At 64.9% G+C, this 18,866-nt stretch carries 20 protein-coding genes; 8 read left to right on the forward strand and 12 right to left on the reverse strand.

Annotated features, from left to right (window positions below; all coding sequences use genetic code 11):
• Window positions 1–21 precede the first annotated feature (21 nt).
• From uvrB to DM992_RS09070, 5 genes are all read left to right on the forward strand, one after another.
• Window positions 22–2,112, forward strand: a complete 2,091-nt coding sequence (uvrB, locus tag DM992_RS09050) for an excinuclease ABC subunit UvrB (protein WP_111016557.1) — start codon at window positions 22–24, stop codon at window positions 2,110–2,112.
• Between the two features lie 227 nt (window positions 2,113–2,339).
• Window positions 2,340–2,891, forward strand: coding sequence for an iron transporter (locus DM992_RS09055; RefSeq protein ID WP_034183484.1), 552 nt, complete (start codon window positions 2,340–2,342; stop codon window positions 2,889–2,891).
• Between the two features lie 55 nt (window positions 2,892–2,946).
• On the forward strand, window positions 2,947–3,279 hold the full coding sequence (locus DM992_RS09060) for a cupredoxin domain-containing protein (RefSeq protein ID WP_072445375.1): 333 nt from the start codon (window positions 2,947–2,949) through the stop codon (window positions 3,277–3,279).
• A 58-nt stretch (window positions 3,280–3,337) separates the two neighbouring features.
• The gene (locus DM992_RS09065; protein WP_111016559.1) at window positions 3,338–4,180 is read left to right on the forward strand and encodes an FTR1 family protein; all 843 of its coding nucleotides are present in this window, start codon (window positions 3,338–3,340) and stop codon (window positions 4,178–4,180) included.
• Window positions 4,177–5,574, forward strand: a complete 1,398-nt coding sequence (locus tag DM992_RS09070) for a 4Fe-4S binding protein (protein WP_111016561.1) — start codon at window positions 4,177–4,179, stop codon at window positions 5,572–5,574. The genes DM992_RS09065 and DM992_RS09070 overlap by 4 nt, the downstream gene beginning before the upstream one ends.
• Window positions 5,575–5,886: 312 nt before the next feature.
• On the opposite strand, the gene DM992_RS09075 is transcribed toward DM992_RS09070, so the two are convergent.
• The 3 genes from DM992_RS09075 to DM992_RS09085 all read right to left on the reverse strand — a co-directional run bounded on the left by DM992_RS09075 (window position 5,887) and on the right by DM992_RS09085 (window position 7,725).
• Window positions 5,887–6,132: a hemin uptake protein HemP gene (locus tag DM992_RS09075; RefSeq protein WP_111016563.1), complete on the reverse strand. Its 246-nt coding sequence runs from the start codon at window positions 6,130–6,132 to the stop codon at window positions 5,887–5,889.
• Window positions 6,133–6,269: 137 nt separating this feature from the next.
• Window positions 6,270–6,752 (reverse strand): SRPBCC family protein, encoded by a 483-nt coding sequence (locus DM992_RS09080; RefSeq protein ID WP_111016565.1) that lies wholly within the window; start codon window positions 6,750–6,752, stop codon window positions 6,270–6,272.
• Between the two features lie 100 nt (window positions 6,753–6,852).
• A complete protein-coding gene (locus DM992_RS09085; protein ID WP_111016566.1) occupies window positions 6,853–7,725 on the reverse strand; it encodes a pirin family protein in 873 nt (290 codons plus the stop codon).
• Between the two features lie 122 nt (window positions 7,726–7,847).
• On the opposite strand from DM992_RS09085, the gene DM992_RS09090 reads away from it, so the two are divergent.
• Together DM992_RS09090 and DM992_RS41560 are read left to right on the forward strand one after the other, a co-directional pair.
• Window positions 7,848–8,822, forward strand: coding sequence for a LysR family transcriptional regulator (locus DM992_RS09090; RefSeq protein WP_111016567.1), 975 nt, complete (start codon window positions 7,848–7,850; stop codon window positions 8,820–8,822).
• Between the two features lie 121 nt (window positions 8,823–8,943).
• Window positions 8,944–9,174, forward strand: a complete 231-nt coding sequence (locus tag DM992_RS41560) for a hypothetical protein (RefSeq protein ID WP_162631615.1) — start codon at window positions 8,944–8,946, stop codon at window positions 9,172–9,174.
• A 46-nt stretch (window positions 9,175–9,220) separates the two neighbouring features.
• On the opposite strand, the gene DM992_RS09100 is transcribed toward DM992_RS41560, so the two are convergent.
• The 9 genes from DM992_RS09100 to DM992_RS09140 form a co-directional block, all read right to left on the reverse strand.
• Window positions 9,221–9,649, reverse strand: a complete 429-nt coding sequence (locus tag DM992_RS09100; RefSeq protein ID WP_006478310.1) for a biopolymer transporter ExbD — start codon at window positions 9,647–9,649, stop codon at window positions 9,221–9,223.
• A gap of 13 nt (window positions 9,650–9,662) precedes the next feature.
• Window positions 9,663–10,394, reverse strand: coding sequence for a MotA/TolQ/ExbB proton channel family protein (locus DM992_RS09105; protein WP_111016568.1), 732 nt, complete (start codon window positions 10,392–10,394; stop codon window positions 9,663–9,665).
• A gap of 35 nt (window positions 10,395–10,429) precedes the next feature.
• On the reverse strand, window positions 10,430–11,164 hold the full coding sequence (locus tag DM992_RS09110) for an energy transducer TonB (RefSeq protein ID WP_111016569.1): 735 nt from the start codon (window positions 11,162–11,164) through the stop codon (window positions 10,430–10,432).
• A 218-nt stretch (window positions 11,165–11,382) separates the two neighbouring features.
• On the reverse strand, window positions 11,383–11,619 hold the full coding sequence (locus DM992_RS09115) for a (2Fe-2S)-binding protein (protein ID WP_111016570.1): 237 nt from the start codon (window positions 11,617–11,619) through the stop codon (window positions 11,383–11,385).
• Between the two features lie 150 nt (window positions 11,620–11,769).
• Entirely contained in the window at window positions 11,770–12,633 is an 864-nt protein-coding gene (gene murI, locus DM992_RS09120) for a glutamate racemase (protein ID WP_111016571.1), read from the reverse strand.
• A 28-nt stretch (window positions 12,634–12,661) separates the two neighbouring features.
• Window positions 12,662–13,138 carry a bacterioferritin gene (gene bfr, locus DM992_RS09125; protein WP_111016572.1) on the reverse strand — a complete coding sequence of 159 codons (477 nt, stop codon included), beginning with the start codon at window positions 13,136–13,138 and terminating at the stop codon, window positions 12,662–12,664.
• A 193-nt stretch (window positions 13,139–13,331) separates the two neighbouring features.
• Window positions 13,332–14,855 carry a fumarate hydratase gene (locus DM992_RS09130; RefSeq protein WP_034183495.1) on the reverse strand — a complete coding sequence of 508 codons (1,524 nt, stop codon included), beginning with the start codon at window positions 14,853–14,855 and terminating at the stop codon, window positions 13,332–13,334.
• A 35-nt stretch (window positions 14,856–14,890) separates the two neighbouring features.
• Window positions 14,891–15,499, reverse strand: a complete 609-nt coding sequence (locus DM992_RS09135) for a TIGR00645 family protein (RefSeq protein WP_111016573.1) — start codon at window positions 15,497–15,499, stop codon at window positions 14,891–14,893.
• A 113-nt stretch (window positions 15,500–15,612) separates the two neighbouring features.
• Entirely contained in the window at window positions 15,613–16,521 is a 909-nt protein-coding gene (locus DM992_RS09140; RefSeq protein ID WP_111016574.1) for a DMT family transporter, read from the reverse strand.
• Window positions 16,522–16,823: 302 nt separating this feature from the next.
• Here DM992_RS09140 and acs point away from each other — a divergent pair, with 302 nt between their 5' ends.
• The gene (gene acs, locus DM992_RS09150; RefSeq protein ID WP_111017865.1) at window positions 16,824–18,806 is read left to right on the forward strand and encodes an acetate--CoA ligase; all 1,983 of its coding nucleotides are present in this window, start codon (window positions 16,824–16,826) and stop codon (window positions 18,804–18,806) included.
• Window positions 18,807–18,866: the final 60 nt, after the last annotated feature.

Consider the following 18,866-nt stretch of genomic DNA (forward strand, 5'->3'; position numbering starts at 1 on the left):
CCCTCGCTCCAGCCGCATTCCATGTCCGAACATCATGCCGAAGCCGGCGACGCGCTCGACGAATCCAAATTCGTCACCTTCGAAGGGTCGCCGTTCCAGCTGTATCAACCGTATCCGCCCGCAGGCGACCAGCCGACCGCGATCGACACGCTCGTCGAAGGCATCGGCGACGGCCTTGCCTTCCAGACGCTGCTCGGTGTGACGGGTTCGGGCAAGACCTTCACGATGGCAAACACGATCGCGCGGCTCGGCCGCCCGGCGATCGTGTTTGCTCCGAACAAGACGCTCGCGGCACAGCTCTATGCCGAGTTCCGCGAGTTCTTTCCGCGCAACGCGGTCGAGTACTTCGTTTCGTACTACGACTACTACCAGCCTGAGGCCTACGTGCCCCAGCGCGACCTGTTCATCGAGAAGGATTCGTCGATCAACGAGCACATCGAGCAGATGCGGCTGTCGGCGACGAAGAGCCTGATGGAGCGCCGTGACGTGGTGATCGTCGCGACGGTGTCGGCGATCTACGGTATCGGCAACCCGTCCGAATACCACCAGATGATCCTGACGCTGCGCACCGGCGACAAGCTCGGCCAGCGCGACGTGATCGCGCGGCTGATCGCAATGCAATACACGCGCAACGAGCAGGATTTCCAGCGCGGCACATTCCGCGTGCGTGGCGACACGATCGACATCTTCCCGGCCGAACACGCGGAAATGGCCGTGCGCGTCGAGCTGTTCGACGACGAGGTCGAGACGCTGCATCTGTTCGACCCGCTGACCGGGCGCGTGCGGCAGAAGATTCCGCGCTTCACCGTGTATCCGTCGTCGCACTACGTGACGCCGCGCGACACCGTGATGCGTGCGGTCGAGACGATCAAGGACGAATTGCGCGAACGCCTCGAATTCTTCCACCGCGACGGCAAGCTCGTCGAGGCGCAGCGGCTCGAGCAGCGCACGCGCTTCGATCTCGAGATGCTGCAGGAACTCGGCTTCTGCAAGGGCATCGAGAACTACTCGCGGCATTTCTCGGGCGCGGCGCCCGGCGAGCCGCCGCCGACGCTCGTCGACTACCTGCCGCCCGATGCGCTGATGCTGCTCGACGAATCGCACGTGCTGATCGGCCAGTTGAACGGCATGTACAACGGCGACCGCGCGCGCAAGGAAAACCTCGTCAATTACGGGTTTCGCCTGCCGTCGGCGCTAGACAACCGGCCGCTCAAGTTTCCCGAGTTCGAACGCAAGATGCGCCAGGTCGTGTTCGTGTCGGCCACGCCGGCCGACTATGAGAAGCGCGTGACGGGGCAGATCGCCGAACAGGTCGTGCGGCCGACGGGGCTCGTCGATCCGGAAATCGAAGTGCGGCCGGCGAGCTCGCAGGTCGACGACGTGCTGACCGAGATCAACGCGCGGGTGAAGGCCGGCGAGCGCGTGCTGATCACCGTGCTGACGAAGCGCATGGCCGAACAGCTCACCGAGTTTCTGGCCGACCATGGCGTCAAGGTGCGCTACCTGCACAGCGACATCGACACGGTCGAGCGTGTCGAGATCATCCGCGACCTGCGGCTCGGCACGTTCGACGTGCTGGTCGGGATCAACCTGTTGCGCGAGGGGCTGGACATTCCCGAAGTGTCGCTCGTCGCGATCCTCGATGCGGACAAGGAGGGCTTCCTGCGCGCCGAACGCTCGCTGATCCAGACGATCGGCCGCGCCGCGCGGAACGTGAACGGCAAGGCGATTCTCTATGCCGACACGATGACCGAGTCGATGAAGCGCGCGATCGGCGAAACCGAGCGGCGCCGCGCGAAGCAGATCGCGCACAACGAGAAAATGGGCATCACGCCGCGCGGCGTCGTGAAGCGCATCAAGGACATCATCGACGGCGTCTACAACGCGGACGAGGCGCGCGCGGAGCTGAAGGAAGCGCAGCAACGCGCGAAATTCGAGGACATGTCGGAAAAGCAGCTCGCGAAGGAAATCAAGCGTCTCGAGAAGCAGATGGCCGACTACGCGAAGAACCTCGAGTTCGAGAAGGCCGCTGCGACCCGCGACCAGCTTGCGCTGCTGCGCGAGCGCGTGTTCGGCGCGAACGTCGGCGACCACGTCAGCGGCGGCCGGTAAGTCTTTCCAAACGTCACCGAAACCTGTCAGTAACAGGTCTGTAAGCCTTGTCGGATCAGGGTTTTACACGGTATCCGGTTTGTTCCGGAACGGGTTCGGTGCTAAACTTCGCAATTATTGAGAATAGTTCGCATTAACGTTCTTCATTGCGTTAGTGTTTTCAGCGAGCGGCCCCGGCGGCGGCTCGCATGTCGTCAAGATAGTCAGACAAATAACAAGGAGTGTCCATGTTGGGTTCTTCGTTCATCCGCACGACGGTTGCGGTAGCAGCGGCGCTTGCCGCGATGTCGGCCTCGGCGGCCGAATATCCGATCGGCAAGCAGCAGATCCAGGGCGGCATGGAAATCGGCGCGGTGTACCTGCAGCCGATCACGATGGACCCGGAAGGGATGATGCGCAAGGCGTCGGATTCCGATATCCACCTCGAGGCCGACATCCATGCGGTCAAGAACAACCCGACGGGGTTCGCGGAAGGCGACTGGATGCCGTACCTGCAGGTCGCGTACAAGCTGACGAAGCAGGGCGACACGAAGTGGAAGGCTGAAGGCGACCTGATGGGCATGGTCGCGAGCGACGGTCCGCACTATGGCGACAACGTGAAGCTGAACGGCCCGGGCAAGTACCACCTGACGATGGTCGTCAAGCCGCCGATGCAGTCGGGCCATATGGCGTTCGGCCGTCACGTCGACAAGGAAACGGGCGTGGGCGCATGGTTCAAGCCCATTACCCTCGAGTACGACTTCCCGTTCGCCGGTATCGGCAAGAAGGGCGGTTACTGATCGGCGGCATCACGAACGGCGCGCTTCGGTGCGCCGTCGGCGTAGAGAACCCAGAATGAAAATTCCCCAGAAAATCATCGCCGCAGCCGCTGCGTTGTGGCTTGCCGGCGCAGCGCACGCTGCCGATCTGCCGACGTTCAAGCTCGAGATGGCGGACGGCAAGCTGAATCCCGCCCGTATCGAAGTGCCGGCCGGCCAGCGTTTCAAGATCGAGATCAAGAACACCGGCAAGGGCGCCGCCGAATTCGAGAGCGTGCAACTGCGCAAGGAGAAGGTGCTCGCGCCGGGCGCCGATTCGTTCGTGGTCGTCGCTCCGCTGTCGCCGGGCGAATACAAGTTTTTCGACGATTTCCACCAGCAGGCACAGGGCGTGATCGTCGCGAAGTAACGCGTTTTATCTGCGCGCGGGCATGCTAGTCCGTTGCTTCGCGCGTCAGGAGATATCGATGGGTCAGATCTTGTTCATCGTCTGGCGGGAGAGCGTCGAAGCGCTGCTCGTCGTCGGCATTCTCTATGCATGGCTGAAGAACGGCGACGATGATGCGCGCCGCGGCCTGCCTTTTCTCTGGGCCGGCGTCGGTGTCGGCTTGCTGATGGCGGTCGGCCTTGGTGCCGCGCTGGTCGGTTTCACCGAAGTGCTGTCCGGCGACGCGCAGGACTACTTCCAGACTGCGATGGTGCTGATCGCGTGCGTGCTGATCGTGCAGATGGTGCTGTGGATGCGCCGGCACGGCCGCACGCTGAAGCGCGACATGGAGCAATCGCTGCAGCAGAGCACGCGCGATTCGAACTGGTGGGGCGTCGCCGTGCTGGTCGCGCTCGCGATCGCACGCGAAGGCAGCGAGACGGTGATCTTCCTGTATGGTCTCGGGTTCGGCCAGTCGGGCCATGTCGACGGCAACCAGATGCTCGCGGTCGTGATCGGCCTCGGCCTCGCGTTCTTCACGTTCTATCTGCTGCAGCTCGGCGGCAAGTACTTCTCGTGGCGGCATTTCTTCCGCGTCACCGAAGTGATGCTGCTGTTCCTCGGAGCGGGCCTGTTCCAGACCGGCGTCGACAAGCTGATCGACAAGGAAATCCTGCCGCTCGGCATCTCGCAGGTGTGGGACACGTCCGCGATCCTCGATGATTCGGGCACGTTCGGCTCGCTCGTCGCGACGCTGACCGGCTATCGCGCGCACCCGGCACTGACCAACCTGGTCGCCTATGCGGTGTACTGGGCGGTTGTCTGGCTGCTGCTGAAGCGCGCGAGCCGTCGTCCGGCCGTTGCCGCAGGCCGCGCGGCATGAGCGTTGTCGCCGCAGCCAAGCCGGGCTGGCTCGCGCAGGCCGGCCAGTGGATGCAGCGCCACGGTGCGCTGATCCGCGGCATCCAGTGGGGCGTCGTCGCCGTCTACGCGTTCCTGATCATCGTGCCGGCGGTGTTGCCGCTGCCGGACGATTCCGCGCATCTGTGGAGCAACCTGACGCTGATCGCGCAATTCGCGTTCTGGGGCATCTGGTGGCCATTCGTGCTGCTGTCGATGGTGATGCTCGGCCGCGTCTGGTGCGGCGTGCTGTGCCCGGAAGGCGCACTCACCGAATACGCGAGCAAGTTCGGCCGCGGCGGCCCGATTCCGCGCTGGATACGGTGGGGCGGCTGGCCGTTCGTCGCGTTCGGGATCACGACGATCTACGGGCAGATGGTGAGCGTGTACCAGTACCCGCTTGCGGTGCTGCTCGTGCTCGGCGGCTCGACCGTCGGCGCGATCGTGATCGGCGTGCTGTACGGCCGCGAGAAGCGCGTGTGGTGCAAGTACCTGTGCCCGGTCAATGGCGTGTTCGGGCTGCTCGCGCGGCTCGCGCCGATGCGCTACAAGGTCGACGAGGATGCGTGGCGCCGTTCGTACAAGAGCGGCGAGCACGGTCATCGCGTGATTCCGATCAACTGCGCGCCGCTCGTGCCGTTGCGCAGCATGAAGGGCGCCGCGGCGTGCCATATGTGTGGGCGCTGCAGCGGGCACCGCGACGCGATCTCGCTGTCGTCGCGCTCGCCGTCCGACGAGGTCGTGAACCTCGGCGCGCAGCAGGCGAACCCATGGGACACCGCGCTGATCCTGTACGGCCTGCTCGGCGTCGCGATCGGCGCGTTCCACTGGACCGTCAGTCCGTGGTTCGTGCAGATCAAGCAATGGCTTGCGGGTTGGCTGATCGACCGTGACATCACGTGGCCGCTCGAAACCAATGCGCCTTGGTTCCTGCTCACGCATTATCCGGATCGCAACGACGTGTTCTCCTGGCTCGACGGCGGGCTGATCGTCAGCTATATCGTCGGCACGGGGCTCGTGTACGGTACGGTACTGCTGGCGCTGCTGGCCGGCGCCACGCTGATGCTCGGCCGATTCGATCGCGTGCGGCTGCATCACCTCGCGCAGGCGCTGATCCCGATCGCGGGCGCGGGCGTATTCCTCGGGTTGTCGGCAACGACGTTGTCGCTGCTGCGTGCCGAACACGTGCCGCTCGGCTGGGCGACCGACGTGCGCATCGCGATCCTGGTCGGCGCCAACGCATGGAGTGCGTGGCTCGCGTGGCAAGTGACCGGGCGCTATGCGGCGTGGCCGCGCCGGCTCGCGGCATTCGCGTGGTTCGCCGTCGGGCTTGCGGTCGTCGACAGCGCATGGTGGTTGATGTTCTGGGGTTTCTGAAGCGGCTTGCGTGCGGCTTCGGCTGCGGTGCGAAGCCGCGAGGAAACGAGCGCGGTTCAGCTTTCGGCACGCATTGAGCGACTACGAACGCGGGCGACCTGCTTCACGCATTGGTCGCTCAAACGAAAAAGCGACACGTCCTTCGACGTGTCGCTTTTTTTCTTCCTTGTGCGAGAACCAAAAAAGTGGCTTGGCTTGCTGCAACGGCTGCTTGAGTGTGTTTGCACGAAGGGGTCTAGATCTCGCGTGCAAGCCGTTACGCTGGCTAATGCCCAACACCTCTCAGGGAGGTGGTCCCCACAATACTCTGTCTTACTTCGTCAGGATCAGTTTGCCGAGCCGGGTGGCACGCAACTGATAGGTTTCTCCGTTATGCGCGATGCTGATGTGGCTGTGGCCTTGCAGCAGCGCATCGCTGTTGACGACCCGCGTGCCTGCATCGCGGTTGCCGGCGGGCTTCGCCGGCGTCGTGACCGCTGCCGTCTTCTGACGGCTGCTGCCTGCGGTGCCGGTTGTGCGGTGCAAGGTCAGCGTAGTCGGGCGCATGGTGTCGGTCATTCGGTTGATCGGTGACTGTCGATACGATGGAATGAATTCTAAATGATAACTATTCCCATTTACAAAAACTCTTTATCGATCGAGATGGTGAACTTGATAGCTTGAATCAAAAGGCGGCCCGCCGGCCGCCACCGGGTTCAATGCAGCGGATCGGGATCCTGGCGGCCCTGTGCGTATTCACGGATCAGGCGGACCGTGTCGATATCCGACGTGCGGTACGCTTCCTTGACGATTCCGTGCGTCTGCCGTGCTTCTTCACTGTCGTCCGAGACGGTCAGCGTCGTGCGGTATTCGAAACGCAGGAACAGCTCGTGGTCTTCGCGCTCCTCGATCGTCATCGTCAGCGAGCCGCCGATCTCGCCATCGGCCGCGCGGATGTCGTAGCGGACCTGCTGGTTCGGCGTGAGCGTGACGTGGTCGCGCACGGTCGCGTGGCCGTAGTGCAGTTCGCGCTCGAGCGTCGTGTCCGTCCGTTCGTGGATGACGCAGCTGTCGAGGCCGAGCACGAACAGTTGCGGCTGTTCGGCACGCAACACGAGGCCTTCCCAGAGCTGGTCGCGGGTGAGGGCAGGCACGGCCGGATCGTCGGAATTGATCTGGATCAGATGTTCGAAGTTCAAGGGGACGGATTCCTTCTGGTGGCGGGCGGCCACATGGTTCAAGAAGTTATTGTGACGCAAAACCATCCGTTTCGCGGCACCTGCCGCCCTCGATCGGGCGTCAGGCTTCGATACGGCCCATGTGGCCGGTCTGGTAGTCGACGACGGCCTGCCGGATCTCTTCCTCGGTATTCATCACGAACGGGCCGTAGCGGACGATCGGCTCGTTGAGCGGTACGCCGCCGATCAGCAGCAGGTCGAGCGACGTGTCGCCGGCGGCGAACGTGACCGTGTCGCCGTCGTCGCCGTACACGATCATGTGCCGTGCGTCGACAGCCTGCCTGTCGGGCCCGTAGAGGCCCGTTCCGTCGATCGGATAGGCAAACACGCGATAGCCGGCCGGCACGGGCTGCGTGACCGTCGCGCCCGGTTCCAGCGTGAAATGCTGGTAGAGGATCGGCGTGCGGGTTTCGATCGCGGCTCGGACGCCGAACGCTTCGCCGGCGATGACGCGCACGCGCGCGCGGCCGTCCGGCGACGTCGCGCTCGGAATGCGGTCGGCCGGGATCTCCTGATAGCGCGGCGCGATCATCTTGTCGCGGCGCGGCAGGTTGACCCATAGCTGGAAGCCGTGGGAGCGGCCGCCCGCCTGCGCGAACGCCGGATCGGGCATCTCGCTGTGCACGACGCCTGAGCCGGCCGTCATCCACTGCACGTCGCCGGGGCCGAGCGTGCCGGCATGGCCGGACGAGTCGCGATGGCGGAAGCGCCCGTCGAGTGCGTAGGTCACGGTTTCGAAGCCGCGATGCGGATGGTCGGGCGCGCCCACGGCTTCGCCGGGGGCGTAGTCGACGGGGCCCATTTCGTCGAGCAGCAGGAACGGATCGAAATCCATCAGCAGCCGGGTCGGGAACGGGCGGTGAACCACGAAGCCGCCGCCTTCGGTCGTGCGAAGCGCGGGGTATATGCGGTCAAGCGAGCGAGCGGTCGTCATGCGGAAGCCCTCGAAATCATCGGAATAGCGTTATTTTTGAAACATAGGGCTATTATATTGGGCGTTTAACCGTTCGATTTGCAGCGGTTCGCAATGGATTGTTCTGAAATTGGAACGATGACATGAATATCGATGCACATAACTTGAACGACCTGATGTACTTTTCGCAGGTCGTCGAACATGGTGGTTTCTCGGCTGCGGAGCGTGTGCTGGGCATCTCGAAATCGCGTCTGTCGCGGCGCCTGACCGAGCTCGAGGCGGCGCTCGGCGTGCGCCTGCTGCAGCGCTCGACGCGCAAGCTCGCGCTGACCGAGGCGGGAGAACTGTTCTACCAGCATTGCCAGGCGATGCTCGCCGAAGCGCAGGCCGCGATGAACGCGGTGCAGCAGTTGCGCGCGTCGCCGCGCGGCTCGGTGCGTGTCAGCGTGCCCGTCACGCTGTCACAGACGATGTTATCGCGCATCCTGCCCGAATTCCTGCGTCGTTATCCCGAGGTGAAGGTGCACGTCCGCGTGACGAACCGCGTGATCGACCTGTTCGAGGATTCGGTCGACGTCGCGCTGCGAGTTCGCTCGGAGCCGCCGCAGAACGCCAACATCGTCGTGCGGCCGCTGTGGCGCACCGAGCAGATGCTGGTCGGCGCGCCGAGCCTGCTGAGCCAGAATGCGCCGCCGCTGGTGCCGGACGACCTGACTTACTTCGAGACGCTCGATACGCCGAGCGTCGACGGGCGGCATGTGTTCAACCTGATCGCGCCGGACGGTACGCGTCATGTGCACGAGCACGACCCGCGGCTCGTGACGGCCGACCTGATGACGATCCGCGAGGCCGTGCTCGACGGCCTCGGCATCGCGGCGCTGCCGGAGATGATGTACGGCAACGCGCTGCGCGCGGGCCAATTGTCGCCCGTGATGCCGGGCTGGACGCTGCCGGTGCCGCAACTGTATGCGGTGTTCGTGTCGCGGCAGGGGATGCCGCCCGCAGTGCGTGCGTTCGTCGACTACCTGGTCGAGAAGCTCGATCACGGCGCCTACAAGGAGCCGGGTTGCCCCGAGCGAGCAAAGAAGGAAGCGGCGGCCGATGCTTCGGCGACCTGAACACGACGCGCCCGACGAGGCAAATTTGTTTTGTCATTGAAGCGTCGCCGGCAATCGCAAGTTTCAATCGCCGGAACCTTGAATGCACGGGCGGGCGGGCCTATATTGAAATCCCATTTTCGTGAAGGAAGTTTCTGAGCGAAATCAGGTGGCCGCATATATTGTGAGCCAGATAGGGCAGAACGCGCAGTCCGTGCAGACCACGGTAGCCGCATTTGCGTTGCTCGAGGCGCAACCGATACCGCCGAAGAGCCCGCCGCCCGAAGGCGCCCGCGTGCGCATGAAAAAAGGCCTTCATCTGGCGATGAAGGCCTTTTACTTTGGGGACGCCCGGTTAGGGACGCCCGGTTAGGGACGCCCGGTTAGGGGCGGCCGGCGAGGTGCGAAGCGCGCGTGCGTTACTTCGCTTTCGCGCCCGGCTCCGTCACGAAGCCAAGCTTCGTCAGGCCGCCGGCCTGCGCATCCGACATCACTTCGGCCACATGCTCGTATGCAACCTTGCGGTCCGCACGCAGGTGCAACTCCGGCTGCGGCGTGCGTTTCGCCGCTTCCGCGATGCGTGCCTGCAACTGTTCGCGCGTGACCGTGTGGTCGTCCCACAGGATCGTGCCATCGCCCTGGATCGCGACGTCGACCGTCTGCGGTTTTTCGTCGACGGGCTGGCTGCTGGCGTGCGGCAGGTCGATCTTCACCGCATGCTGCATCGCCGGGATCGTCACGAGGAAAATGATAAGGAGTACGAGCATCACGTCGACGAGCGGCGTCATGTTGATCTCGCTCATCACGGCATCGTCGTCATCGTCGCTGAAACCGGTATTCATTGCCATGGTTCACCTCGCTTCAGCTGGCGCGCGTCGCGAGACGCAGGCCGTCGCGCGTCGACGACGATGCGAGGCTCGCGCCCGTCACGAAGTACGCGTGCAGGCCGTGTGCGAAGCGGCGCAACTTGCTGACGACACCCTTGTTCGCGCGGGTCAGTGCATTGTAGCCGAGCACGGCCGGGATCGCGACGAACAGGCCGAAGGCCGTCATGATCAGCGATTCGCCGACCGGGCCCGCGACCTGGTCGATCGACGTCTGGCCGGTTGCGCCGATCGCGAGCAGTGCGTGGTAGATCCCCCAGACCGTGCCGAACAGGCCGACGAACGGTGCCGTGCTGCCGATCGATGCGAGGATCGCGAGACCGCTTTGCATGTGCGAGATGCCTTCGTCCATCGTGTCCTTCAGGCAGCGCGTGACCCAGTCCGACACGTCCATGCGATCGTGCAGGTGCGGTTGGGTCTGGTGGTGGTGATCGGCGGCTTCCTTGCCCGACAGCGCGAGTGCGAGGAACGGGTTGTCGTTCGGCGTCGATGCGGCGAGGCCGAGCTTCTTGACACCGTCGTCGAAATTGTCCGAATGCCAGAACGCCTGTTCGGCGTTCTTCGTGAGGCGGTTCAGGCGAATCACGTTCCAGCCCTTGATGACGATCACGATCCACGACAGGACCGACATCACGAGCAGCGTGATCGCGATGGCGCGCGTGACGAAATCACCTTGCGCCCAGACGTGCGCGATACCGTAGCTTTGCATTTTTTGTTTCCTTTGAATCTTCCGGATGAGGCAGGTTAGTCGGTGAGCCCGAAGCTGTAGGGCTGTGTGCGGGCGGCGCGGATCGCCTGGCCGTTCTCGATGTACGGACGGCAGGTGGTCGAACGCATCGCGTCGAGTGCGGCATCGTCGAGGCGCGGGTAGCCGCTGCTCTTCTGCAGATCGATGCTTTCGATCTTGCCGGTCACGCCGACGACGAAGTGAACGTAGGCCGTACCCGATTCGCCGCGGCGGCGCGACATCGACGGGTAGTCAGGCTTCACGAAGTTGCATTGGAGCGTCGGCACGTTCTTCGGCGCGCTGACTTGCATCGTCTCGCGAGCCGGGCCGGGCGCGGCAGCCGGTGCTGCGGGAGCGGGCGCGGCCGGAGCGGGCGTCGGATCGGCGGCTGCCGGAGCGGGTGTCGGCGACGGGGCCGGCGATTGCGTAACCGGCTGAGGTGTCGGCTTTGCCGCTTTCGGCACCGGCTTCGGCTCGACCTTCGGCTTCACGCGCGGCACCGGTTTCGGCGGCGCGGGCTGCGGGATCGATTCGGCCGCGACCTGCTGGGCGACCGGTGCAGGCGTGATGAGTTGCGCGCTGATCGTCTGGACCTCGACCGATTTCGGCGGCGGCGCGTTGCGATGCAGCCAGGCGGCCGTCAGCATGACCGCGTGTGCGGCAAGCACGCCGACCGCGACGGCGATCACTCGGGGATTCATACGTGGTGCAGCCGGCAAGACGCCGGCAGGAGCGGAATGCGAAGCCTGCATGTTAGCTTGAAAGAACGATGTCGCACCCGGGGCGCGGCGGGTGAATCGGCATCACTTGCGGAAGATCAGCAGCGAGATGCAAACGGTGGTCACGAATCCGATCAGCAATTCCATCACAGGCTCCTTGGCAGGTAAGCCGCTGGCTCGCGCAGACGGTGGCTTGCTGACGGTCAAAACAAAAAATGCGGCCGGGGCCGCATGCGCACACTCGGTGCCGGTCAGGCTGCCTTGCGTTCGTAGAACGTGACCGGGATCGGGTGAGCGTGATGCTCGACACTGCACCGGCTCGCGCAGACGCCTTGCTCGGCCATGAGGTCGCGTACGGACTCCTCGCACTTGCCGCAGCACGTGGCCACGCCGAGCTCGAACTGGAGTTCATCGAAAGAGTTCGCGCCCTCCGCGAGGGACGCGCGAATCTTGCGATCGGAAACAGACTTGCACACGCAGACGATCATGATGAGTTGCGATAGCTAACGGTAATGCGAATTATTATCATTAATTTTGCTGGCGTTGACAAGTCTGGGTCGGGCTTTTTTTAAGGTCATCGGACCCTTGAAACGGCGGGGGCGGCGCAGCCGCGTCGGGAGAGGGCGTGCCGGCCCGCGTCAGGCGGTCGCGCAAGCGCGCGCGTTCGGCGAGGAAATGGTGACGGATTCGACCGGCGCATCGAGGCCGAGCAGCGTCGACGCGAGTGCCTGCAACTGCCGGCCGTCGCCGGTCGAGCAGAAGCGGGGCGACGCGGCGGGCGTGCCGTCGGGCGCACGCAGGCCGTGCTGGTCGAGCACGCGCGCGAGCTGGAGCGCGATCGCGTCGCTCGTGTCGATGATCGCCATGCGGTCGCCGACAATGTCACGAATCGTTGCGGTGAGAAACGGATAGTGCGTGCAGCCGAGGACGACCGTATCGGCGCCGTCGTCCAGCATCGGTTGCAGATAGCTGTCCAGCAGCGCGCGCAGCGCGGGCGAACCCGTGTCGCCGCTCTCGATTGCCTGCACGAGCCCGTGGCCCGGCTGGCAGATGAAGCGGCAGCCGGCGCCGTGACGTTCGAGCAGCGCCTGGAAGCGCGCGCTGCGCAGCGTCGCCTGGGTGGCGAGCACGCCGGCGACGCCGCTCGCGGACTGCTGGACGGCCGGCTTGATGCCCGGCTCGACGCCGACGAGCGGGATTGCGAGATGCTCGCGTACCGCCGCGATCGACTGGGCGGTCGCCGTATTGCATGCGACGACGAGCGCCTTCGCGCCCTGCCGGACAAACCATTCGCCGATCGCGAGCGTGCGCTCGGTGATGAATGCGTCGTCGCGTTCGCCGTACGGGATGTAGCGCGTATCGGCCGTATAGACGAACGATTCGCCGGGCAGGTGTGCACGCACGGCGCGCAGCACCGACAGGCCGCCAAGCCCCGAATCGAAAATTCCGACAGGGGCGGCGGCGTGCATCGCGGGAGCGGCTGGCTGGTTCGTCATCGTCATGCGGACGGTGCGGTGGCGGGCGGGGGGATTACTCGGCCGAACCCATCATCGATTGCTGGTAGTTCTGCAGGCCGACCTTGCCGATCAGGTCGATTTGCGTTTCCAGCCAGTCGATGTGCTCTTCGGTGTCGTCGAGGATCTTTTCGAAAATCTCGCGCGACACATAGTCGCGAACCGATTCGCAGTAGGCGATCGCTTCCTTGCACGTGGTCTGCGAGATCTGCTCGAGCTTCAGGTCGCACTTCAGGATTTCTTCGGTTTCCTCGCCGACGAGCAGCTTGTGCAGGTCCTGCAGGTTCGGCAGGCCGTCGAGCATGAACACGCGCTCGATCAGCCAGTCGGCGTGCTTCATTTCGCCGATCGACTCGTCGTACTCGTGCTTGCCGAGCTTGTCGAGGCCCCAGTGCTTGTACATGCGCGCATGCAGGAAGTACTGGTTGATCGCCGTGAGTTCATTCTTCAGTTGGGCGTTCAGATATTCGATGACTTTCTTGTCGCCTTGCATGGCTGTTCCTTGTTCAGTGGGGCTTCAGAAACCGAACGATAATCGCTCGAACGAGAAAAGCCAAGCCTCGAAGCCTTGTCGGGCCTGCCTTTTGCGTGTAATGAGAATCAGCCTCGAGCAATCGGCTGCACGCAATAACGAGAACGAGAAGCAAAAAGGCCGAACTCCCGTCCGGCCTTTCGTGCGATCGCGCTTAAGCGGCTGCGACCGGGATTTTGCCGATCTTCGCCTGCCACTCCTTCGGACCGGTCTGGTGCACCGACGTGCCCGACGAATCGACGGCAACCGTCACCGGCATGTCCTGCACGTCGAACTCGTAGATCGCTTCCATGCCGAGGTCTTCGAACGCGAGCACCTTCGCGCCGCGGATCGCCTTCGACACGAGGTAGGCCGCGCCGCCGACCGCCATCAGGTAGGCCGCCTTGTGCTTCTTGATCGCGTCGATCGCGACCGGGCCGCGCTCGGCCTTGCCGACCATCGAGATCAGGCCCGTTTGCGCGAGCATCGTCTCGGTGAACTTGTCCATGCGCGTGGCCGTCGTCGGGCCAGCCGGGCCGACCACTTCGTCGCGCACCGGATCGACCGGGCCGACGTAGTAGATCACGCGGTTCGTGAAGTCGACCGGCAGCTTCTCGCCCTTCGCGAGCATGTCGGCGATGCGCTTGTGCGCGGCGTCGCGGCCGGTGAGCATCTTGCCCGACAGCAGCAGCGTCTGGCCCGGCGTCCAGCTCGCGACTTCTTCCGGCGTCAGCGTGTTCAGGTCGACGCGCTTGCTGGTTTCCGTGTTCGGTTCCCACTGGACCTTCGGCCAGGCGTCGAGCGACGGCGCTTCAAGCTTGGCCGGGCCCGAGCCGTCAAGCACGAAGTGCGCGTGGCGCGTGGCCGCGCAGTTCGGGATCAGCGCGACCGGCTTCGATGCCGCGTGCGTGGGTGCGGCCATGATCTTCACGTCGAGCACGGTCGCGAGGCCGCCGAGGCCCTGCGCGCCGATGCCGAGCGCGTTGACCTTCTCGTGCAGCTCGACGCGCAGTTCCTCGACCCAGTCCTTCGGGCCGCGCGCGATGATTTCCTGGATGTCGATCGGCTCCATCAGCGATTCCTTCGCCATCAGCATCGCCTTCTCGGCGGTGCCGCCGATGCCGATCCCGAGCATGCCGGGCGGGCACCAGCCCGCGCCCATCGTCGGGACCGTCTTCAGCACCCAGTCGACGATCGAGTCGGACGGGTTCAGCATCACGAACTTCGACTTGTTCTCCGAGCCGCCGCCCTTCGCCGCGACCTGCACGTCGACCTTGTCGCCCGGCACGATCTCGTAGTGGATCACGGCCGGCGTGTTGTCCTTCGTGTTCTTGCGGGCACCTTCCGGCGGGTTGACGATCGACGCGCGCAGCACGTTGTCCGGGTGCGTGTAACCGCGGCGCACGCCTTCGTTGATCATGTCGGTGAGGCCCATCGTCGCGCCGTCCCAGCGCACGTCCATGCCGACCTTCACGAAGATCGTGACGATGCCGGTGTCCTGGCAGATCGGGCGCTTGCCTTCTGCGCACATGCGGCTGTTCGTGAGGATCTGCGCGATCGCGTCCTTCGCGGCCGGGCTCTCTTCCAGCTCGTACGCGCGGCCGAGTGCCTGGATGTAGTCGAGCGGGTGGTAGTAGCTGATGTACTGCAGCGAATCCGCGATGCTCTGGATCAGGTCTTCCTGTTTGATGACGGTCATGGCTGAGACTCTGTGAGGACAGTGGGGAATGCGTTTTATGCGTTGACGGCTGCTTCGGCCGGTTTGCGGGACGCGGCCGCGGCGGGCGCATGCGTCTCGTGGAAATGGGCCGGGTGCGTGTGGGTCGTCAGGCGGTCGACCCACGCCATCACGAGCGCCGACACGAGGAACGACACGTGGATGATCACCTGCCACATGATCGCGTGCGTCGTGTGCTGGTCGGGGTTGATGAACGTTTTCAGCAGGTGGATCGACGAAATGCTGATCAGCGCCATCGACAGCTTGACCTTCAGCACGCCCGCATTCACGTGGTCGAGCCATTCGGGCTCGTCGGGGTGGCCCTCGATGCCGAGGCGCGACACGAACGTTTCGTAACCGCCGACGATCACCATGATCAGCAGGTTCGAGATCATCACCACGTCGATCAGGCCGAGCACCGCGAGCATCACGCTGACTTCGTCGAGGCCGGCCGCATGCGACAGCAGGTGCCAGACTTCCTTCAGGAACAGGAACACGTAGACGGCCTGCGCGACGATCAGGCCGAGGTAAAGCGGAACCTGGAGCCAGCGGCTCATGAAAATCAGCGCGGGAAGCGGGCGAAGCGAGCGACGGGCGGGGTGGCCGGGCGAATGCGGGGCGGACATGATGGCGGTGCGGGCGCGGTGCGCAGGTATCGGGGGTAATCTTGAAAAGGCGCGCTATTGTAACGCGTCGGCCGGCGCGACTGCAGCGACGCGCCGGCACTGGCGGGGACCGATCAGGATGCGGCCGCCGGCACGTGCTTCACGCGCAGGCTCGCGAGCACGATGCCGGCGACGACGCACGCGAGCGCGATGCCGTGCGCGAGCGTCGGGCGCTCGCCGAGGAATGCGATCCCGTACGCGGCCGCGGCGATCGGCAGTACCGCGCTGAACACGCCGGCGAGGCTGCCCGGCACGTGCCGGATGCCTTTCATCCACAACCAGAACGAGAAGATGCTGGCCGACAGGCCATACCAGACGATGAGGGCCCACGTGCCGGCCGGCACGCTTGCGTAATCGAAATGCCACAGCGCCGTCGCGCCGAGCGGCAGCATCAGGAACAGGCCGAACAGGTGCGTGTACGCGCAGATGTCGATCGGCGCGAGCGTCTGCGTGAGCCGGCGCGACAGGATCACGTAGATCGATTCGCAGCACACCGCGCCGAGGATCAGCAGGTTGCCGGTCAGCGAGCCGGACGCGTCGCCATGGGCGCCGTGCGCGGCCGTGCTGCCGTTGGCGAGATTGATCGTCACGACGCCGGCGATCGCGAGCGCGATCGACACGAGCGCACGGCCGTTCGGTTTTTCACGCAGGATCAGCCACGCGAACAGTGCGACGATCGCCGGGATCGTGCTCGTGATGACGCCGGCCGCCACCGCGCTCGTGCGCTGCACGCCGTTGAGCATCAGCAGCGTGAACATGAAGGTGCCGAAGAACGCCTGCAGGAACAGGTTCAGCCACTCGCCGCGCTTGACCGCGCGCATCTTCACGGGGCTGAACAGCGGCCACAGCACGGCGATCGCGATCACGAAGCGCAGCGTGGCGAGGATGGCGACGGGAACGAATGCAACGATGGATTTACCGATACCGACGTTGCTGCCGACGAACAGCATCGACAGGATGAGGAAGAGGGCGTAGCGATTCAAGCTGGAATCCGGGGGGCGAGTTCAGTTAGGATTGTAGGGTCGCGGTCGTTACAGCGCAAAGCGCCGCCCGGCGTGCGAAACGGCCATGCCGCGTAAGTGACGGGTAAGTTGGAGCGCTTATCGTGGAAACTGCCGCGCCGCACGTTCATCGTTGCGTGACGTGGTGCGGTGCAGCATCGCGCGCAGCCTTCGCGGCCGCGTGCGGGTGGTGGGAGACAGCGGCGCGGATGCGCCGGCCAAGACGCGCGGCGCGCACGATCGCGCTGCCATGCAGAGGATTCATGTTCACCAAGGGGTTGTCGATGTCTGCGATTGAATCGGTTCTTCACGAAACCCGCCAGTTTGCGCCGCCCGCGGCGCTCGAGCAGGCGGCGGCCATTTCCGGCATGCCGGCCTATCGCGCGCTCGTCGCCGAGGCCGAGCGCGATTACGAAGGCTTCTGGGCGCGTCTCGCGCGCGAGGGCCTCGCGTGGCGCAAGCCGTTCACCAAGGTGCTCGACGAGAGCAACGCGCCGTTCTACAAATGGTTCGACGACGGCGAGCTGAACGCGTCGTACAACTGCCTCGACCGTCACGTCGAAGCCGGCAACGGCGAGCGCGTCGCGGTAATCTTCGAAGCCGACGACGGCACCGTCACGCGCGTCACCTATGCCGATCTGCTCGCGCGCGTGTCGCGCTTCGCGAATGCGCTGAAGCAACGCGGCATCGGCAAGGGCGATCGCGTCGTCATCTATATCCCGATGTCGATCGAAGGCATCGTCGCGATGCAGGCCTGCGCGCGCATCGGCGCGACGCACTCGGTCGTGTTCGGCGGCTTCTCCGCGAAATCGCTGAACGAGCGGCTCGTCGACGTCGGCGCGGTCGCGCTCGTCACCGCCGACGAGCAGGCGCGCGGCGGCAAGACGCTGCCGCTCAAGAGCATCGCCGATGAAGCGATCGCAATGGGCGGCTGCGAAGCCGTGAAGAGCGTGATCGTCTATCGCCGCACCGGCGGCAAGATCGACTGGCATGCGGGCCGCGACCTGTGGATGCACGAGATCGTGGACGGCGAGTCCGACCGCTGCGAGCCGGAATGGGTCGGCGCCGAGCATCCGCTGTTCATCCTGTATACGTCGGGCTCGACCGGCAAGCCGAAGGGCGTGCAGCACAGCACCGGCGGCTACCTGCTGTGGGCCGCGCAGACGATGAAATGGACCTTCGACTGGAAACCGACCGACGTGTTCTGGTGCACGGCCGACATCGGCTGGGTCACCGGCCATACGTACATCACGTACGGCCCGCTCGCGTGCGGCGGCACGCAGGTCGTGTTCGAAGGCGTGCCGACCTATCCGGACGCGGGCCGTTTCTGGAAGATGATCGGCGACCACAAGGTCAGCGTGTTCTACACCGCGCCGACCGCGATCCGTTCGCTGATCAAGGCGGCCGACGCCGACGACAAGGTGCATCCGAAGAGCCATGACCTGTCGAGCCTGCGCATCATCGGCACGGTCGGCGAGCCGATCAACCCGGAAGCGTGGATGTGGTATCACAAGCACGTCGGCCAGGAGCGCTGCCCGATCGTCGATACGTGGTGGCAGACCGAGACGGGCGGCCACATGATCACGCCGCTGCCGGGCGCGACGCCGACCGTGCCCGGTTCGTGCACGCTGCCGCTGCCGGGCATCATGGCGGCGGTGGTCGACGAGACGGGCCAGGACGTGCCGAACGGGCAAGGCGGCATCCTCGTCGTCAAGCGCCCGTGGCCCGCGATGATCCGCACGATCTGGGGCGATCCGGAGCGTTTCAAGAAGAGTTACTACCCGGAAGAGCTCGGCGGCACGCTCTATCTGGCCGGCGACGGCACCGTGCGCGACAAGGACACCGGCTACTTCACGATCATGGGCCGGATCGACGACGTGCTGAACGTGTCGGGCCACCGGCTCGGCACGATGGAGATCGAGTCGGCGCTGGTGTCGCACGAGCTCGTTGCGGAGGCGGCCGTGGTCGGCCGGCCGGACGACACGACGGGCGAGGCGGTGGTCGCGTTCGTGGTTCTGAAGCGTTCGCGCCCGGAGGGCGAGGAAGCGGCGGCGCTCGCGAAGACGCTGCGCGACTGGGTCGGCAAGCAGATCGGGCCGATCGCGAAGCCGAAGGACATCCGTTTCGGCGACAACCTGCCGAAGACGCGCTCGGGCAAGATCATGCGGCGCCTGCTGCGCTCGCTCGCGAAGGGCGAGGCGATCACGCAGGACACGTCCACGCTCGAGAATCCGGCCATTCTCGATCAGCTCGCCGAAGTGCGCTGATCTCACCTGTCGTGCGCCACGCGCGCATGAGCCCCTGCGCGGCAATCCCGATTGTCCGCG

Origin of the sequence: Burkholderia sp. JP2-270 (genome assembly GCF_003233675.1) — a bacterium.
Classification (GTDB): domain Bacteria; phylum Pseudomonadota; class Gammaproteobacteria; order Burkholderiales; family Burkholderiaceae; genus Burkholderia; species Burkholderia pyrrocinia_C.

What these genes read in the sequence shown, in the direction of transcription:
- uvrB (WP_111016557.1), top strand. Translation starts at nt 22, where the DNA reads ATGTCCGAACATCATGCCGAAGCCGGCGACGCGCTCGACGAATCCAAA.
- DM992_RS09055 (WP_034183484.1), top strand. Translation starts at nt 2,340, where the DNA reads ATGTTGGGTTCTTCGTTCATCCGCACGACGGTTGCGGTAGCAGCGGCG.
- DM992_RS09060 (WP_072445375.1), top strand. Translation starts at nt 2,947, where the DNA reads ATGAAAATTCCCCAGAAAATCATCGCCGCAGCCGCTGCGTTGTGGCTT.
- DM992_RS09065 (WP_111016559.1), top strand. Translation starts at nt 3,338, where the DNA reads ATGGGTCAGATCTTGTTCATCGTCTGGCGGGAGAGCGTCGAAGCGCTG.
- DM992_RS09070 (WP_111016561.1), top strand. Translation starts at nt 4,177, where the DNA reads ATGAGCGTTGTCGCCGCAGCCAAGCCGGGCTGGCTCGCGCAGGCCGGC.
- DM992_RS09075 (WP_111016563.1), bottom strand. Translation starts at nt 6,132, where the DNA reads ATGACCGACACCATGCGCCCGACTACGCTGACCTTGCACCGCACAACC.
- DM992_RS09085 (WP_111016566.1), bottom strand. Translation starts at nt 7,725, where the DNA reads ATGACGACCGCTCGCTCGCTTGACCGCATATACCCCGCGCTTCGCACG.
- DM992_RS09090 (WP_111016567.1), top strand. Translation starts at nt 7,848, where the DNA reads ATGAATATCGATGCACATAACTTGAACGACCTGATGTACTTTTCGCAG.
- DM992_RS09100 (WP_006478310.1), bottom strand. Translation starts at nt 9,649, where the DNA reads ATGGCAATGAATACCGGTTTCAGCGACGATGACGACGATGCCGTGATG.
- DM992_RS09105 (WP_111016568.1), bottom strand. Translation starts at nt 10,394, where the DNA reads ATGCAAAGCTACGGTATCGCGCACGTCTGGGCGCAAGGTGATTTCGTC.
- DM992_RS09110 (WP_111016569.1), bottom strand. Translation starts at nt 11,164, where the DNA reads ATGCAGGCTTCGCATTCCGCTCCTGCCGGCGTCTTGCCGGCTGCACCA.
- DM992_RS09115 (WP_111016570.1), bottom strand. Translation starts at nt 11,619, where the DNA reads ATGATCGTCTGCGTGTGCAAGTCTGTTTCCGATCGCAAGATTCGCGCG.
- murI (WP_111016571.1), bottom strand. Translation starts at nt 12,633, where the DNA reads ATGACGATGACGAACCAGCCAGCCGCTCCCGCGATGCACGCCGCCGCC.
- bfr (WP_111016572.1), bottom strand. Translation starts at nt 13,138, where the DNA reads ATGCAAGGCGACAAGAAAGTCATCGAATATCTGAACGCCCAACTGAAG.
- DM992_RS09130 (WP_034183495.1), bottom strand. Translation starts at nt 14,855, where the DNA reads ATGACCGTCATCAAACAGGAAGACCTGATCCAGAGCATCGCGGATTCG.
- DM992_RS09135 (WP_111016573.1), bottom strand. Translation starts at nt 15,499, where the DNA reads ATGTCCGCCCCGCATTCGCCCGGCCACCCCGCCCGTCGCTCGCTTCGC.
- acs (WP_111017865.1), top strand. Translation starts at nt 16,824, where the DNA reads ATGTCTGCGATTGAATCGGTTCTTCACGAAACCCGCCAGTTTGCGCCG.